Below are 15682 nucleotides of genomic sequence, written 5' to 3' on the forward strand. Positions count from 1 at the left end.
GCCTCAATCAAGCCCGAGTTGAAGCTGTGGCTGCGTGCAAGCCGGCGACCAGTCAACGGGGTCATAGCCGTTGGCAATGAGATATGCATTAGCTTTGGAAAAGTGAGCAGAGCCCAGAAAGCCACGATGCGCTGAAAAAGGCGACGGGTGTGTCGACTTCAGTACAAGGTGGCGATCGACATCAATCAGATCAGCTTTGGAGTGAGCGAAGTTACCCCACAGCATAAACACGAGGTGCTCGCGTTTCTCGCTCAAAATCCTGATCGCAGCATCGGTGAACCGCTCCCAGCCTCTCCCCTGATGTGAACCCGGAGCTCTCTCCTCTACCGTCAGCGTAGCGTTGAGCAGCAGCACACCCGCCTTCGCCCAGCTTGAGAGGCAACCGTGTTCGGGTGCTGCAATCCCGAGATCGGCATTCAGCTCCTTGTAAATGTTACGTAGCGACGGCGGAATTTTCTGGCCCGGCAACACCGAAAAACTAAGGCCGTGTGCCTGATTCGCTCCGTGGTAGGGATCCTGCCCGATGATCACCACCTTCACGGACTCAAATGGTGTCTCATTAAATGCAGCGAACCGGTTCTCCTCTGCAGGGTAGATAATTTTCCCTTCCGCTTTCTGCTCATCCAGAAATGCAACCAGCTCGGACATATAGACCTGTTCGAACTCACCCGCCAGATATCTGCCCCACGACTCACTCAGCACAAGACTCACTCATCTGCCCCCTGTTGACTCATGGCACCATCCTGCTGCGGCTCGCCGTTGACCGGTTCCACCAGCTGCCAGCCGCCGCCAAGCGCCTTATATAACTGTGTCAGGCCGGTGAGGATTCGCATTTCGCTGCTTACGATATCGTTACGCGTGGTAATCAGCATCCGTTCGGCATCGAGCATGGTCATAAACCCCTCTTCACCCGCCTCATAACGCAGCTGTGCAATCTCAAATGCCTGCAGATGCGAACGTTCTGCGGCCTGCAAAAGCTTCAGTGTCTGCCACTCTCTGGCGTAAGCCATCAACGCCGACTCGGCATCCTCCAGCGCCAGCAGTACGCTCTGCTCATAACGAGCTAGGGCTGCTTTAGCATCGGCTTCGGCAACATCAATGCGGGCCGTGATCGCACCACCGGCAAACAGCGGCCAGCCCAGTGCTGCTCCCAGCGAACTGGTCAGGGTTCCCGGCATGAAAAGATCACTGAACAGGCGTGCACTGCTGCCGATAGCACCGGTTAACGAAAAATCGGGGAAGAGGTCAGCGCGAGCGATACCGATAGCAGCTGTAGCCGCGGCCAGTTCGCGCTCCGCCTGCCGCACATCCGGGCGCCGTTTAAGTATCTGGGAGCGCAGCCCCACCGGCACCCGATCCAATGCCACAGGTAGCGGCTGACTCAGCTTAAGTTTTTCTTCATAAAACTCAGGCGTCTCACCCGTCAGCACGGAGATGCGGTAGATGCGCGCCATAACCTGAGCTTCAAGGTTCGGTGCTTTTGCTGCCATGTTTCCCCGTTCACCCTGAGCACGAGCCAAATCCAGCCCACTTGTCACACCGAGCTCAGCCTGCGCCCCGGCAACAGCCTCCACCTCTTTGAGCAGGTCGATATCGCGCCGATTCATCTCAAGCTGCTCTTGCAAGCCGCGCAACTCGAAATAGCTGGCAGCGATTTCGGCAGCGACCGACAGCATCACACCCTGATGTGCAGCCTCACTCGCCCCGATCTGTGCCTCGGCCGCCTCCACACTGCGCCGCGTACGGCCAAAGAGATCCAGCTCCCAGCTGGCATCAAGAGACCCTGTGAAGGTATTGCGCGTTCCCGTATTGGCACCAAAACCGGTCTGCCTGCTGTAGCGACTGCGAGTGGCTGAACCGCCGGCATCGATGCTCGGGAGATAACCTGCCCCCGCCTCGCGCCTCAACCCTCTGGCCCGCTCGACATTGGCAAGGGCCACGGCTAGGTCGCGATTGTTCAGGGCACTCTTTTCGATCAATTCGGTGAGCACGGGGTCATTGAATTGCCCCCACCAGCCAGCAGCATCGACAGGCGTTGCCGAAGTATTGACAGCGGATTCGCTCTGCCAGCTGTCACCCTGTTCAAATGCAGGCGCCTCATAGTCCGGCCCTACAGCGCAGCCACCAAGCCCGACAATCAGCATGGCAACAACTGCTGCCAAATGGCACCTCATATCTTCTCCTCAAACTGCTTGAGCTCAGATTCAAGCTTGCGTCCCGTGGCTTTCGGAGAGGAGGTATGGCTGGACCATACCCTGTACATCGCCGGTACGACAAAGAGGGTGAAGAAGGTGGTGACAATCACACCGGTGAGAATTACCGTGCCAATCACCAGCCGTGTTTCGGCTCCCGCGCCAGATGAGAGGATCAACGGCAGCGCCCCCATTGCCGTGGTCAGCGCAGTCATAATGATCGGACGCAACCGTTTGCCTGTTGCTTCCATAATAGCGGCGCGGAATTCAACGCCCTCATCGCGAAGTTGATTGATAAACTCCACAATCAGGATGCCGTTTTTAGCAGCAATACCGATCAGGATAATCAGCCCTATCTGGCTGTAGATGTTCAGGCTCATGCCGAAGATCCACAGCGCGGCAAGTGCACCGGTGATCGCCAGCGGTACGGTCAGCATGATAATCAGCGGGTGAATAAAACTTTCGAACTGGGCCGCCAACACCAGAAAAACCACCAGCAGCGCCAGTCCAAAGACCAGGTAGAGCGATGAGCCACTGTCGATAAAATCCTGTGACGGCCCCTTATAATCGATGGTTGCACCGGGTGGCAGGTTATCGCGCACCAGCCCCTCCAGATATTCCAGCGCATCTCCCAGAGCATAGCCATCAGCGAGATTGGCTTCCAGCGTAATAGCACGCTGACGATTATATCGGTTGAGCGTGCTGCTGTCGGCGAACTCACGAATCTCGAGCAGGCTGGAGAGCGGGATCAGCTCTCCGCTGAGGGATGAACGCACCCATGTGCTGGCAATATCTGATGGGGTCTGCTTGAGTGCTTTCTCGCTCTCCAGCAGCACATCATACTCCTTGCCACGGTCAATGAAGGTGGTGACCCGTCGGCTTCCCATCAACGTTTCGAGGGTATGGTTGATCTCGGCAACGGATACGCCAAGCGTGTCGGCCCGGTCACGCAGGACGGTAAGCCCGACCTGAGGCTTGGTTTCATCGTAGTCATGATCCAGACCAACCAGCCCCGGATTCTCTGCTGCCTTGGCGATAATGATATCGCGCCAGTTGGCCAGCTCCTCGTAGGTCGGACCACCGAGTACAAACTGCACCGGCTTTACTTCGCCGCCGCCGAAAGCCTGGCGCACCACCACGGAGACGCGCACCCCGGGAATATCGGCCATCAGCTTCTTGACCTGATTCAGGTAGTCCCAGATTGGCTTGCGGCCTGTATTCCAGTGGCTGAGCACGACAATGCCACGGGCATCGCTGTAATTCGATGTGGCGCCGAAGCTGCCGGGGGCACGCATCAGAAGCCGCTGAAACTCTCCTGTTTCGGTAAACGGCATCAGGCGCCGCTCAACCTCATCCATGTGTTCGCGCAGATACTGATAGGAGGCCCCCTCCGGCCCCTTGATCATGATGTAAAAGACACCGCGGTCCTCTTTCGGTGAATACTCCTGTGGAATCTCTCGAACCAGCAGCAGCACAGCGACCAGCATCAAAGCGACCACTGCAAAAGCCTGCCACGGTCTTTCCAGCATACGCTCCAGATGTCTGAGGTAGCTACTTCGCAAGGCCTCGAAGTGGCGGTCCATGGAGAGGGCAAAAGAGCTGCTATCTCCAGATTTCTCAAGCAGCTTTGACGCGATCATCGGCCCAACAGTCAGAGCGGCAAAGGTGGAGAAAACCACCGCTGCGGCAATGGTGATGGCAAACTCGCTAAACAGGCGGCCGGTATCACCCTCCATGAAGGTGATCGGCACGAAGACGGCAACCAGTACGGCAGTCGTCGCAACCACTGCGAAACCGACCTGCCGTGTGCCACGAAAGGCGGCAACGAGCTTCGGTTCGCCCATCTCGATACGGCGGTGGATATTTTCAACCACCACGATGGCATCATCCACGATCAGGCCAATCGCCAGCACCAGCGCCAGCAGGGTAAGCAGATTGATCGTATAGCCGAAGGCATAGAGCACGGTGAAGGTGGCAATCAGTGATATCGGCACGGTTACCGCCGGCACCAGCATGGCCCGCACATTGCCGAGGAAGATGTAGATCACCAGCACCACCAGCAATATGGCAATCAACAGCGTTTTGAATACCTCATCAATAGCACTGTCAATAAAGACACTGGAATCGTAGCTCTGCTCCATGTGCATAGCAGGCGGTAGCACCTCGTTGACACGGGCCATTTCTGCTCTGGCCAGCCGCGCCACCTCAAGCGTGTTGGCCTTGGACTGCTTGACGATACCAACACCAACCATGGCAATGCCATTGCCACGCAGCACACTGCGCTCTTCAGTGGCAGCGATCTCGACCCGGGCTATATCGCCGAGCCGCACCAGATAGCCATCACCTCCGGCCTTGAGCACAAGGCCGCGAAAATCATCCGCTGTGTGATAACTGCGCAGCATACGGACGGTGAAATCACGCTTTTTCGACTCCAGCGTGCCGGCAGGCAGTTCAACATTCTCCTGACGCAGTACCTGTTCGACATCAGTGACGGTCAACCCGAAGGCGGCCAACTTGTTGCGATCCAGCCAGATGCGCAGCGCCTGCTCCCTGCCACCGCCAATGCGCACACGCGCCACGCCATCAAGGACGGCAAAGCGATCCTCGATATAACGTTTGGCGTAATCGGTCACCTCCATGGCCGCCATATCTCTGGCCGTCAGGTGCAACCACATAATCACCCGCTCATCGGCATCGGATTTACGAATATCAGGGGGATCGGCACCGTCCGGAAGGTCATCCATGATCCGCGAAACGCGGTCACGGATATCGTTGGCGGCGGCATCAATATCGCGACTGATGTTAAAGCGAATAGCGACATCTGAGCGCCCATCGCGGCTTTTTGAGGTAATTGAACGGACACCTTCAACACCGGCAATGCGCCCTTCTATCACCTCAGTAATACGTGTCTCGACCACACTGGAAGCAGCCCCCTGATAAGTGGTGGTAATGGAGACGATCGGCGGATCGATATCCGGGTACTCGCGCAACGGCAGATAGGTGAAGGAGAGGATGCCAAACACCACCAGCAGCAGATTCAGCACCAGAGCTAGGACAGGACGACGAACGCTGGTGTCAGAGAGCCACATCAACGGACTCCATAAGAGATTCAATCATGCTGGTTGGTTCACGCAACAAGCTTACCGGGACTCTTCTTGAGCAGGATACTGGCTATCGCGAATACGATTCCAGCTTTCACTGATCTCCACCCTTTGCCCCGCCTTGATAAAGCCCATGCCGCGCACCACCACCTGCTCACCGGCAGCCAGCCCCTGGCGGATCTCTACAAGCCCGTCCCTGCGCAGCCCGGTCTGTACAGCTCTGAGCTCTGCAACACCATTGGCATTCACCAGCGTAATGAAGTGTTTATCCTGCTTCTGGGTGATACTCTCCTCAGGCAGAACCAGCGCCTCCCGCTTTTCCTTTAGCAGGGTCACCCGCATCAGCATACCGGGAATCAGCAGACCATCAGAATTATCGACCACTGCCCGCAACAGGATCGAACGACTCACCGGGTCGATGCGCGAATCAATGGCTGCGACCTGGCCAGCAAAGATCTGGCCCGGCAGCGAATCGCTTCTCGCCTCGATGCGGAGACCTGCTTTCAGCCCCTGTAGCTGGGTGGAGGGAATCGTAAAATCGAGTTTAATCACACCGGAAGCATCCAGCGTGGTGATCACCGTACCGGGCTGGATCAGGGCGCCGGGACTGACGCGACGAATGCCTAACCTGCCGTCAAATGGTGCTGTCAAGGTAAGTTCACCGATCCGGGCTCTGATCTGTTTGATGCTGCTGGCAGTAAGAGCGGCCAGCGTTTTACGTTCATCGAGATCGCGGCTGGCGGCAGCCTTGCGGGCCAGCAGTGCTTCAAGCCGGCTGATTTCGCGCTGATGTTCGGCCAACTGGGCGCTAGCCGCAACCAGTTGCGCCTGCTCCTCATCCTGATCCATGCGGACAATCACCTGACCTTTGCGCACCAGCTCCCCATCTCTGAAATTCACCTCTTCAAGCTTGCCCGCCACCCCGGCCGTGATGGTGATCGACTCACTAGCCTGCGCAGTACCAAGCGCTTCAACCCGGTCATGCAGGGGGAGCATATAGGCTTTCAGTACGACTACAGGTTTCGCTGCAACCGGCTTTGGACCATCGCCCTGATCACTGCAACCGCCTGCCAGCAGGGCAAGCAGCGCGAACATCCGCAGGAAGCTAAAAGATTGAGGTGATTTCATAACGTGGTTATCGCAGATTCTGTATGACATGCAAGCGTATTCTAGGGCCAATCACCATGCATGCAAAACTACTTGCATCATATCTGACAGAACATGCGTCATGTTGCCGCGCAACAACCCGTCACGGTGCCCCCTTATGCCAGTATGGTCTATAATGGTACTACAGGAGGTGACCTATGCAGCAACCTTTGCAAATCACCACTCACAACCTCTCCCTCTCCGATGTCGCCGAGGAGCGAATCCGCAGCCGGGCGGAAAAACTGGAACGCTTCTGCGACCAGATCATCAGCTGCCATGTGACCGTGGATGCCCCCCATCATCACAAGCAGAAGGGCGAATCCTACGATGTGAACATCGCCATCACCGTGCCCGGTGAAGAGCTGGTGGTAAAACATGAGCCCGATGAAGATGTTTATGTCGCCATCCGCGACAGCTTTGATGCAGCTGAGCGCAGGCTTAAGGAGCACAGTGAGCGGCGCTCCGGTGAAGCAAGGCGTCATGCCGGCAAAAGCTAGGAGACGGCTCCCTTTCCAACATATCACATCTGACCGGACAAGTTGAGATGAAGAACATGAATCTGCATGAGATGGTTACCGAGCAGATTGCACATCGCGGTGTGGCCGATGAACGCGTGCTTGCCGCAATGAGCACGGTCCCCCGCCAGCGCTTCGTGTTGCCGGAGGATATCAACGATGCCTGCGGCGATTTCCCACTACCCATCGGCTACCATCAAACCATCTCACAGCCCTATATCGTCGCCTATATGTGCGAGCTGGCCCGCCTCTCCGAGCACGACCGGGTGCTTGAGGTGGGAACCGGCTCAGGCTACAACGCCGCCGTTATCGCCCAGCTTGTTGGAAAGGTCTACAGCATCGAGATTGTGCCGGAGCTTGCACAGCGCGCAGCAGCCACCCTCAAAGCACTGCATTACGACAATATCAACATTCGTCACAGTGACGGCTATGACGGCTGGCAGGATAAAGCGCCGTTTGATGCCATCATCGTCACCGCAGCGACAGAGCAGATTCCACAGCCACTGCTTGACCAGTTGACCGAGGGCGGGCGTCTGGTGATTCCGCTGGGGAACCCCTATTCGAGTCAGGAGCTGATACTGGTGGAGAAGCGAAAAGGGCAGATCGCGGCAACGGCAAAGCTGCCGGTCCGTTTTGTGCCGCTGACCGGCAAGCATGTGGGGAGGTAGCAGATTTTTTTATTCGCTGCTATGCTAAGAGCTGGCTATGGAAGCTGTGGAGGGGGCAGGAGCAAAGCATCCCCTGTTTGTGAAGTAGTAATGAAAAGAAAAAAAGAATCTGCAATTATTGCCCTGCTTGCCAAACCCTGGTGGGTAAGTGGCCTGCTTGCAGCTGGCGCACTCCTTATCCCTTATATCGTGAAATTTATTTTTCCGTCTGGCTCGACCCAGTCGGGTATCGCCTTCAAAAATAATATCGTCACTGGGGCCGAACTGCTCTCACTCCTCCTCGCAGGGGGGCTGCTGATCATTGCGCTCTATGTACTTGCAAAAGAGCTGTTTGCGAAAAAACCACAAACCAGCGCGACTTCACGGCGTCAATCGGTAACCGCAAAAGAAGCTGCTGCCAATGAGACTCCTGTGCAGGTAGCCCCGGCTGCCGATATTCCGGAAAAACCACCTCTAAGCTGGAGCCGTGAATTGCTGCAGTCGCTTAACAAAAATCAATTCAAGACACTATGCGAAGCGCTGTTCAACGATCTGGGACTGCTTGCCCGAAGCAGCGACTGCGGCGCAGATTTCGACCTCTATCCCGGGAGTTCTCCCGAAGATCCTGTTGCCATCGCCAAGTGCAAATCCAGTACATATCCGGTTAATGCAAGGGATGTACTTGAATTTTGCGGCATCGTGGATCAGACAGGAATCGGCAAAGCATATTTTGTGACCGCATCATCATTCACCGCTGATGCCCGAAATTTCGCCACTACGTGTGATCTCTCCCTGATCAGCGGCAAGCAGCTACTCAAGTTGATTTCTTCCCGTTCACAGGAGAAGTCTGCAGAACTTCTCAAGCTTGCAACCGCTGATGAGCAGCTGCCTGTGGACTGAAAAAGGTTACAGGAACAGCATCAGGTTTTGACAGGCTCGAGGTTAAAGAGAGGAAGAAGCAGATGCGCAAACGGATTATAACGCAGGGTATTCAGGAAACCTCGGAGACAGCGTTCAACTGGCTGAATCTGGAAGAGATCGCAGAGGTAGAGATCTCCTCAGAGCAAGAGGGCTTTCCAATCGAAGCCGCACTGATTGCTGATTCCGGCTCCTGCTGGCAGGCGGCAGATTCCGGAGAGCAGACAATTCGCCTGCTGTTTGATCAGCCGCAGAGCATCCGGGTAATTCGCCTGCTGTTTCAGGAGCAGCATCAGGAACGTACGCAGGAGTTTGTATTGCGCTGGTCTCCTGATCAGGGAGACAATTTCCATGACATATCCCGCCAGCAGTACAACTTCAGCTCGCCAGATTCCACGCGTCAGCTTGAAATCTATCATGTTGATCTTGATGGCGTGACCGCCCTTGAGCTGTGCATTATTCCAAACATCAGTGGCGGCGATACCCGCGCCTCGCTAACCGAGTGGCGCATCGCCTGAGGTTAGCCCACAGGCCAAGGCGTTCACATTGACTTGCCAGCCTGGGTCATAGCGGATCATCTTTTCTCTGCTATGATAAGATATTGCAATGGATGCACGGAGGAGCAGAAGGAAAAGCGATTAGTGCTGGTTAAAAGCAGCTTCTCCCTTCTAGTTCGAGTCGAAGCCTGCTCGGAGTACAGCTGAAACTAGGACTCAACAAAGGTGACTGTCTGCCAGTTGAGGTCACTGCCTAAAGTGGTTATTCAATAACCACCGGATCTTTTTAACATTCGCAGCTGCTCTTTCAGTGCAACGATCTCAGCCATCATACCAAACAACTCAGACGATAGCTCTTGCCTTATTTTCGTCATGGCCTCATTTGCCTGTTGCGTAACGGCTTCAACATCCTTGGGTGTTGCCGCAGGAGACAGAGTAAGATTCATCTCCAAATTGATACCCTTAATATATTTATCCAGCACTTTCTCAGCTTCGGCACGCATAAACCTGAACGATTCAGCACCATCTGCGCCGATCTCCTTGGCAAGATCCTGAATATAAGCATCAACAATTGTTGCTGTTCGTTGTTTGCTTGTTGGAAACTGAATTACTTGCCCCACGCCAATTCTCCTGCTGCCTTGGATAAACATCACCTTAAGGAAATTCTACATATTTATATCGCAGTAGATCGTTTCAGCTTTAGAGACTTTCAGCAGCAAACGGACATCTGGCCAAAAAAAACGCCCGGAGGCAGAGCCATCCGGGCGTTTTTATCAGCAGCGTTACTGCCTCAGAAGAGCCAGGGGGCTTCCTGGGCGCGTTTAGCTTCGTATGAGCGAATCGCATCTGACTCCTGCAACGTCAGTCCGATATCATCCAGACCATTAAGCAGGCAATGCTTGCGGAAATCATCCACATCAAAGGCAAAACGCTGGCCCGATGGTGTTGTTACCGTCTGCGCCTGCAAATCAACAGTCAGGGCATACCCCTCGCTGGCGTAGGTCTCCTTGAACAACTGGTCGACAATCGCATCATCGAACACGATCGGCAGGATACCGTTCTTGAAACAGTTGTTGTAAAAGATATCGGCAAAGCTCGGCGCAATCACACAGGTGAAACCACAATCAAGAATTGCCCACGGTGCATGCTCGCGTGAGGAGCCGCAGCCGAAGTTCTCGCGTGCCAGCAGAACCTGTGCGCCCTGATAGCGTGGCAGGTTCAGTACGAAATTGGCGCGTTTCGGACGATTCGTGCAATCCATCTCAGGCTCGCCGCGGTCTTCATAACGCCACTCATCAAAAAGGAACGGGCCGTAACCGGTTCTCTTGATGCTTTTAAGGAACTGCTTGGGAATGATCGCATCGGTATCGACATTGGCGCGATCCATCGGAGCGACCAGACCGTTCAGAGTAGTAAATGCCTGCATAGTAATCTCCTTTATGACCAGTCACGAATATCGACGAAATGCCCGGCAATGCCGGCTGCTGCTGCCATGGCAGGGCTGACCAGATGGGTACGCCCACCCATGCCCTGACGGCCTTCAAAGTTGCGGTTGGAGGTGGAAGCACAACGCTCTCCCGGCTCCAGCCGGTCGGCATTCATCGCCAGGCACATCGAACAGCCCGGCTCACGCCACTCAAATCCCGCCTCGCGGAAGATGATATCCAGTCCTTCCGCTTCTGCCTGCTGTTTTACCAGCCCCGATCCCGGAACGGCTAGTGCCAGCTTCACATTCGCAGCCACCTTTCTGCCCTTCACGACAGCTGCTGCGGCACGGAAATCCTCAATGCGCCCATTGGTGCAGGAGCCGATGAACACCTTATCAATAGTGATCGCTGTAATCGGCGTATTCTCTTTCAACCCCATATACTCCAGCGCCCGGCTCCAGCCTTCGCGCTGTACCTCATCCTTCGCTGTTGCAAGGGATGGTACAGATGCGGTGACCGGCAACACCATCTCAGGGCTCGTACCCCAGCTTACCTGCGGCACGATCTCTGATGTATCGTAAACAAGCTCGGCATCAAACTGGGCATCATCATCAGAGTAGAGCTCTCGCCACATCGCCTCAGCTTTGCCCCAATCAATGCCATTTGGCGAGTAAGGGCGACCCTTCACATATTCAATCGTGGCATCATCCACCGCCACCATGCCGCAACGCGCGCCAGCTTCAATCGCCATGTTGCAGAGGCTCATACGCCCCTCCATGGAGAGCGCACGTATCGCCTCACCGGCAAATTCCAGTGCGTAACCGGTACCACCGGCCGTGCCGATCTTGCCGATAATAAACAGCGCCACATCTTTGCCTGTAATACCCGCTGGCAGTGCACCATTCACGCTGATACGCATCACCTTCGGCTTCTTCTGAATCAGGCACTGGGTAGCCAGAACATGCTCCACCTCGGAGGTCCCGATACCCATGGCAATGGAACCAAATGCGCCATGCGTGGAGGTGTGGGAGTCACCACAGACCACTGTCATGCCCGGCAGAATAAGCCCCTGCTCCGGCCCCATTACATGCACCACGCCCTGACGGATATCATTCATGCCAAACTCAGTGATGCCGAACTCTTCACAGTTGGCATCCAGTGCTTCAACCTGTGTACGCGACACAATATCGGTAATACCCAGCGCCCGATCTGTAGTCGGCACATTGTGGTCCGGTGTCGCCACTGTAGCACTGATCTTCCACGGTTTGCGATTGGTCAGGCGCAGCCCCTCAAAGGCCTGCGGACTGGTTACTTCATGTACCAGATGACGATCAATATAGAGCAGCATGGAACCATCGTCGTTCTGTTTTACGACGTGTTGCTGCCAGACTTTATCGAATAAGGTTCTACCCATAGCGTACTCCATTAAACCAACTAGACGAGTTTATCTCAACCCGAGCTCGACTATAACGTTGACTTCAATCATTTTAAAAGGAAATATTCTCTCACCATACTGAGGTTTTCTCATGCCTGAAAGAAAGACACCTTCCCTCAATGCACTGCGCGCCTTTGCCGCGGCGGGCAAATGCCTGAATCTGAAAAAGGCCGCCGATGAGCTGTTTGTCACCCCTTCCGCACTAAGTCACCAGGTTCGCGGACTGGAAGAGACATTGGGCATCAGCCTCTTTCATCGCACCCGGCATGGGTTGGAACTCACTGAATCAGGGCGCTCCATCCTACCCGGCATTCGCGCCGCCTTTGACAGCATCGAAGAGACACTCTCCCTGCTTCAACCGAATCACGAACAGCACATCCTCACCGTCAGTATGCTCTCAACATTTGCCATGCGCTGGTTTATTCCGCGCCTGCCCCGCTTCCAGAAACAGCACCCTGACATCGAGGTGCGCATTTCCACCTCAGTCGATCTCGTCGATTTCAGACGTGAGGATATTGATTGCGCCATCCGCTCAGGACAGGGCAACTGGCCCGGGCTGGTTATCGAGCACCTCTTCTCCGAGCAGCTTACTCCGGTATGCAGCCCGGCCATTAGATTACATTCGCCAGGCGAACTGAAGCAGCAGACTCTGCTGCATGCCCGGCTACGCCCTGATGACTGGCAGGTCTGGCTTCATTCAGCGGGCATAAGCAAGCTCCAGGCTGTTCATGAGCAGACCTTCGAAACCCGCAACTTTGCCATCGCTGCCGCAATTGAGGGAATAGGTGTCGCTGTAGTCGATCCCGCACTGGTCTCTGAAGAGATCCTATCGGGCCGCCTGATTCAGCCCTTCGCCCAGTCAATCCCCGGTGAAAACGGCTACCATCTGGTCTACCCTGAAAAGCACCGCCCCAACCCGGCCCTCAAGGCTTTCAGGGTCTGGCTGCTTGATGAGGCGCGCAAGTGACTGGCTGATTCGGACTACTCTCGCTATCCTGCGGGACTCAATGTTTTTGGAGGGGTGTAATGTCCATCAAATCGGATAAGTGGATTCGCCGAATGGCACAGGAACACGGCATGATTGAGCCGTTTGTCGACGGCCAGGTTAAACGCAATGAGAGTGGTGAAGGCATCGTCTCCTACGGCCTCTCCTCCTACGGCTATGACGTGCGCTGCTCCGATGAATTCAAGATATTCACCAATATTAACTCGGCAATCGTCGATCCAAAGAATTTCGATGCCAATAGCTTTGTCGATGTGAAATCCGATGTCTGCATCATCCCGCCCAACTCATTCGCGCTGGCGCGCACAATGGAATATATGCGTATCCCGCGCTCGGTACTGACCATCTGCCTCGGAAAATCGACCTACGCCCGCTGCGGCATCATCGTCAACGTCACTCCGCTGGAGCCTGAGTGGGAGGGCCATGTCACCCTTGAGTTCTCCAACACCACACCGCTTCCCGCCAAGATCTATGCCGGAGAAGGGGTAGCGCAGTTCCTCTTCCTAGAGTCCGATGAAGAGTGCGAGACCTCCTATAAAGATAAAGCAGGTAAATATCAGGGGCAAACCGGCGTAACCGTACCAAGGCTATAATATGAAACTTTCTAAAATCCTCAGCTCGGCCACAAGGCCGCTTTTCTCATGCGAATTTTTCCCACCCAAGACTGATAAGGGTGAGGAGAACCTCTGGAACTGCCTGCGTGAACTGCAGACTATCAATCCAGCCTACGCCTCTGTCACCTATGGTGCCGGCGGCACCACCCAAGATCGAACCAAAGGCATCGTCACCCGCATCAAGGATCAAACAGGCCTCTCTCCTGTCGCTCACCTGACCTGCGTAGGTGCCAGCAAAGACCAACTGGCCGAACTGCTTGCTGACTACCGTGCTGCGGGCATCGAAAACATCCTGGCACTCAGGGGCGATGCTCCTGAGGGAATGGACCGGTTCAAGGCGGTTGCAGGCGGATTCAGTCATGCCACCGATCTAATTGCCTTCCTGCGCGAGCAGGGAGACTTCTCCATCGCCTGCGCCACCTATCCAGAGGGACACCCTGAATCGGCTGGCGGCGTAGCTGATGACATCCGCTACTTGAAGATAAAACAGGATAACGGTGCGGATTGCGCTATCACACAGTACTTTTTCGATAACGATGCATTTTTCCGTTTCCGCGACGCGTGCAGCAAAGCCGGCGTTACCATGCCAATCATCCCGGGCATCATGCCGATCGGAAACTTCGATCAGATCGTCCGATTCTCATCCATGTGCGGCACATCCATTCCCACCTGGCTGCATGAGAAGATGGATCCGATTCGTGGGGACCTTGATGCAGTCGCAGCGCTTGGCATCGAACTAGCCGCCAGTCAGTGCAAGCAACTTCTGGAGAATGACACACCGGGGCTGCACTTCTACACACTGAATAAGTCGGCAGCGACGATCGCCATCCACGAACAGATCAGCCATTACCTGTAAATGATCATCTGGCGGCTACTGTCAGAGAAGATGGCGCTCTTTACGGTCATCTTCGCCTTGGTCGCCTACCTCTATCCTCCTGCCTTCCTGATCTTCAAGGGAGTTTTCCTCTGGTGCTTTGGTGCCACGATGTTTGCTCTCGGCCTGGTCCTGAAACCGGAAGAGGCACGAGCCGCCCTCGCCAGACCAGCCAGTATTGCACTGGGCGTTTCAACACAGTTTCTGATCATGCCGGTACTGGGCTTCACTGCAGCCACGATCGCCGTATGGCAGGGGGCGACACCGGCCATGGCGCTCGGCTTCATCATTGTCGGCTGCGCGCCCGGAGCCATGGCCAGCAATGTCATAACATTCCCATACATTTGTAAATGGCTAAATGGCAGGGATAGGTTCACTTTCTTTAATTTTCTTCCAACGGCTTAGACCTGCTGCTGTAAGTATGCACCAGACCGCAAACAAGGCTCCTGCCAACGCTGTTTCAGGTTCGAAATGTTTAAGAGCAAGTGCCACTCCAAGCCCTGCATTCTGCATTCCTATCTCTATGGCAAGGGTGATTTGATAGCGCCGTTCAAACTTACAGAGTCCTGCAATTATCCACCCTGCCAGATAACCACCAGCATTAAGGATGACTACAAGCAGGAAGATAATCCAAGGTGTTTGTTCGATGCGTTCCTGATTGGCTGCTACGGCATAACTACAGATGATGATTATTGCTAACGCAGCGAGGTCTGGAGCAATGCGCTCATAGTGAACTTGATATTGAGGCAGGCGGTGATGGATAATCATTCCTACTGTAAGCGGCAAGACAACAACAGTCACAATGGTTTGCATCATCGGCCAGAATGGAATGTCCATAAACACACCACCTAAAAACTCAACCAGCAAAGGGGTCAGAAGCGGGGATAGTGTTGTGGCAAGCATTGTCATAGCAATAGAGAAGGCAACAGCACCGCCCAACAGGTAACAAATTACATTGCTTGCCATCGCTCCTGGCGCGCAGCCGACAATGATGAAGCCCAGCGCCATGGCAGGTGATACGCCTTGCCAGACGCAGATAGAAGCTGCAGCAAATCCAAGCGCAGGCATAACAGTGAATTGCGCTCCAACACCGATGAAAATTGTTAGTGGTCTTGATAGTGCTTCTTTGGCTTCCTCTGGTTTCATCACCAGTCCAAGGGCAAACATTGTTGCCCCAAAAAACCAGAGGAAATAATCTTTGAATATCAGAAAGGCTGGCGGGTAGAAATAGGCTGCGCATGCAGCCACTAAGGTTAATGGTGCAAGATTACGGGAAAGGAGTTGCCAAGGCATATGGATATGCTGCACACGAA

Annotated in this window: 16 protein-coding genes; 8 read left to right on the forward strand and 8 right to left on the reverse strand. The window is 54.8% G+C overall.

The features are described from left to right. Positions 1-3: 3 nt before the first annotated feature. From ung to Ga0123461_RS10990, 4 genes are read right to left on the reverse strand one after another with little or no spacing between them, the layout of a single operon-like run. The gene (ung, locus tag Ga0123461_RS10975) at positions 4-711 is read right to left on the reverse strand and encodes a uracil-DNA glycosylase (protein ID WP_100278379.1); all 708 of its coding nucleotides are present in this window, start codon (positions 709-711) and stop codon (positions 4-6) included. Beyond that, positions 708-2174, reverse strand: a complete 1467-nt coding sequence (locus Ga0123461_RS10980; RefSeq protein WP_100278380.1) for an efflux transporter outer membrane subunit — start codon at positions 2172-2174, stop codon at positions 708-710. The genes ung and Ga0123461_RS10980 overlap by 4 nt, the downstream gene beginning before the upstream one ends. After that, a complete protein-coding gene (locus Ga0123461_RS10985) occupies positions 2171-5281 on the reverse strand; it encodes an efflux RND transporter permease subunit (protein ID WP_100278381.1) in 3111 nt (1036 codons plus the stop codon). The genes Ga0123461_RS10980 and Ga0123461_RS10985 overlap by 4 nt, the downstream gene beginning before the upstream one ends. A 51-nt stretch (positions 5282-5332) precedes the next feature. Then, complete coding sequence (locus Ga0123461_RS10990; RefSeq protein WP_100278382.1) at positions 5333-6451, reverse strand: efflux RND transporter periplasmic adaptor subunit; 1119 nt, start codon at positions 6449-6451, stop codon at positions 5333-5335. 146 nt (positions 6452-6597) lie between these two features. Between Ga0123461_RS10990 and hpf the strand changes: the two genes are divergently transcribed. The 4 genes from hpf (at position 6598) to Ga0123461_RS11010 (ending at position 9037) form a co-directional block, all read left to right on the forward strand. Further along, positions 6598-6936: a ribosome hibernation-promoting factor, HPF/YfiA family gene (hpf, locus tag Ga0123461_RS10995; protein WP_100278383.1), complete on the forward strand. Its 339-nt coding sequence runs from the start codon at positions 6598-6600 to the stop codon at positions 6934-6936. 47 nt (positions 6937-6983) lie between these two features. After that, positions 6984-7622 (forward strand): protein-L-isoaspartate(D-aspartate) O-methyltransferase, encoded by a 639-nt coding sequence (locus tag Ga0123461_RS11000; protein WP_100278384.1) that lies wholly within the window; start codon positions 6984-6986, stop codon positions 7620-7622. 90 nt (positions 7623-7712) lie between these two features. After that, positions 7713-8501, forward strand: coding sequence for a restriction endonuclease (locus Ga0123461_RS11005; protein WP_157819320.1), 789 nt, complete (start codon positions 7713-7715; stop codon positions 8499-8501). A gap of 62 nt (positions 8502-8563) precedes the next feature. Further along, positions 8564-9037, forward strand: a complete 474-nt coding sequence (locus Ga0123461_RS11010; protein ID WP_100278386.1) for an anaphase-promoting complex subunit 10 family protein — start codon at positions 8564-8566, stop codon at positions 9035-9037. A 245-nt stretch (positions 9038-9282) separates the two neighbouring features. Here Ga0123461_RS11010 and Ga0123461_RS11015 read toward each other — a convergent pair whose 3' ends face one another. From Ga0123461_RS11015 to leuC, 3 genes are all read right to left on the reverse strand, one after another. After that, complete coding sequence (locus Ga0123461_RS11015) at positions 9283-9666, reverse strand: hypothetical protein (RefSeq protein ID WP_157819321.1); 384 nt, start codon at positions 9664-9666, stop codon at positions 9283-9285. Positions 9667-9806: 140 nt separating this feature from the next. Then, positions 9807-10442, reverse strand: coding sequence for a 3-isopropylmalate dehydratase small subunit (gene leuD, locus Ga0123461_RS11020; protein WP_100278388.1), 636 nt, complete (start codon positions 10440-10442; stop codon positions 9807-9809). Between the two features lie 11 nt (positions 10443-10453). Beyond that, complete coding sequence (gene leuC, locus Ga0123461_RS11025) at positions 10454-11857, reverse strand: 3-isopropylmalate dehydratase large subunit (protein ID WP_100278389.1); 1404 nt, start codon at positions 11855-11857, stop codon at positions 10454-10456. Positions 11858-11969: 112 nt separating this feature from the next. Between leuC and gcvA the strand changes: the two genes are divergently transcribed. The 4 genes from gcvA to Ga0123461_RS11045 are packed head-to-tail and all read left to right on the forward strand — an operon-like array spanning position 11970 to position 14774. Beyond that, positions 11970-12845 (forward strand): transcriptional regulator GcvA, encoded by an 876-nt coding sequence (gene gcvA, locus Ga0123461_RS11030; RefSeq protein WP_100278390.1) that lies wholly within the window; start codon positions 11970-11972, stop codon positions 12843-12845. Between the two features lie 59 nt (positions 12846-12904). Continuing rightward, positions 12905-13474 (forward strand): dCTP deaminase, encoded by a 570-nt coding sequence (dcd, locus tag Ga0123461_RS11035; protein ID WP_100278391.1) that lies wholly within the window; start codon positions 12905-12907, stop codon positions 13472-13474. A 1-nt stretch (position 13475) separates the two neighbouring features. Then, positions 13476-14351 carry a methylenetetrahydrofolate reductase [NAD(P)H] gene (gene metF / locus Ga0123461_RS11040; RefSeq protein WP_100278392.1) on the forward strand — a complete coding sequence of 292 codons (876 nt, stop codon included), beginning with the start codon at positions 13476-13478 and terminating at the stop codon, positions 14349-14351. Further along, entirely contained in the window at positions 14352-14774 is a 423-nt protein-coding gene (locus Ga0123461_RS11045; RefSeq protein WP_232710175.1) for a hypothetical protein, read from the forward strand. Here Ga0123461_RS11045 and Ga0123461_RS11050 read toward each other — a convergent pair. Beyond that, on the reverse strand, positions 14724-15662 hold the full coding sequence (locus tag Ga0123461_RS11050; RefSeq protein ID WP_100278393.1) for a bile acid:sodium symporter family protein: 939 nt from the start codon (positions 15660-15662) through the stop codon (positions 14724-14726). The two genes, Ga0123461_RS11045 and Ga0123461_RS11050, sit on opposite strands and share 51 nt — an antisense overlap. Positions 15663-15682: the final 20 nt, after the last annotated feature.

It is taken from the genome of Mariprofundus aestuarium, from assembly GCF_002795805.1.
In the GTDB taxonomy this organism is placed as follows: Bacteria; Pseudomonadota; Zetaproteobacteria; order Mariprofundales; family Mariprofundaceae; genus Mariprofundus; species Mariprofundus aestuarium.

Bases quoted from the DNA above. Each gene is read 5' to 3' on its own strand.
- Ga0123461_RS10980 (WP_100278380.1), bottom strand. From the start codon at position 2,174: ATGAGGTGCCATTTGGCAGCAGTTGTTGCCATGCTGATTGTCGGGCTT.
- Ga0123461_RS10985 (WP_100278381.1), bottom strand. From the start codon at position 5,281: ATGTGGCTCTCTGACACCAGCGTTCGTCGTCCTGTCCTAGCTCTGGTG.
- Ga0123461_RS10990 (WP_100278382.1), bottom strand. From the start codon at position 6,451: ATGTCATACAGAATCTGCGATAACCACGTTATGAAATCACCTCAATCT.
- hpf (WP_100278383.1), top strand. From the start codon at position 6,598: ATGCAGCAACCTTTGCAAATCACCACTCACAACCTCTCCCTCTCCGAT.
- Ga0123461_RS11000 (WP_100278384.1), top strand. From the start codon at position 6,984: ATGAAGAACATGAATCTGCATGAGATGGTTACCGAGCAGATTGCACAT.
- Ga0123461_RS11005 (WP_157819320.1), top strand. From the start codon at position 7,713: ATGAAAAGAAAAAAAGAATCTGCAATTATTGCCCTGCTTGCCAAACCC.
- Ga0123461_RS11010 (WP_100278386.1), top strand. From the start codon at position 8,564: ATGCGCAAACGGATTATAACGCAGGGTATTCAGGAAACCTCGGAGACA.
- Ga0123461_RS11015 (WP_157819321.1), bottom strand. From the start codon at position 9,666: ATGTTTATCCAAGGCAGCAGGAGAATTGGCGTGGGGCAAGTAATTCAG.
- leuD (WP_100278388.1), bottom strand. From the start codon at position 10,442: ATGCAGGCATTTACTACTCTGAACGGTCTGGTCGCTCCGATGGATCGC.
- leuC (WP_100278389.1), bottom strand. From the start codon at position 11,857: ATGGGTAGAACCTTATTCGATAAAGTCTGGCAGCAACACGTCGTAAAA.
- gcvA (WP_100278390.1), top strand. From the start codon at position 11,970: ATGCCTGAAAGAAAGACACCTTCCCTCAATGCACTGCGCGCCTTTGCC.
- dcd (WP_100278391.1), top strand. From the start codon at position 12,905: ATGTCCATCAAATCGGATAAGTGGATTCGCCGAATGGCACAGGAACAC.
- metF (WP_100278392.1), top strand. From the start codon at position 13,476: ATGAAACTTTCTAAAATCCTCAGCTCGGCCACAAGGCCGCTTTTCTCA.
- Ga0123461_RS11045 (WP_232710175.1), top strand. From the start codon at position 14,352: ATGATCATCTGGCGGCTACTGTCAGAGAAGATGGCGCTCTTTACGGTC.
- Ga0123461_RS11050 (WP_100278393.1), bottom strand. From the start codon at position 15,662: ATGCCTTGGCAACTCCTTTCCCGTAATCTTGCACCATTAACCTTAGTG.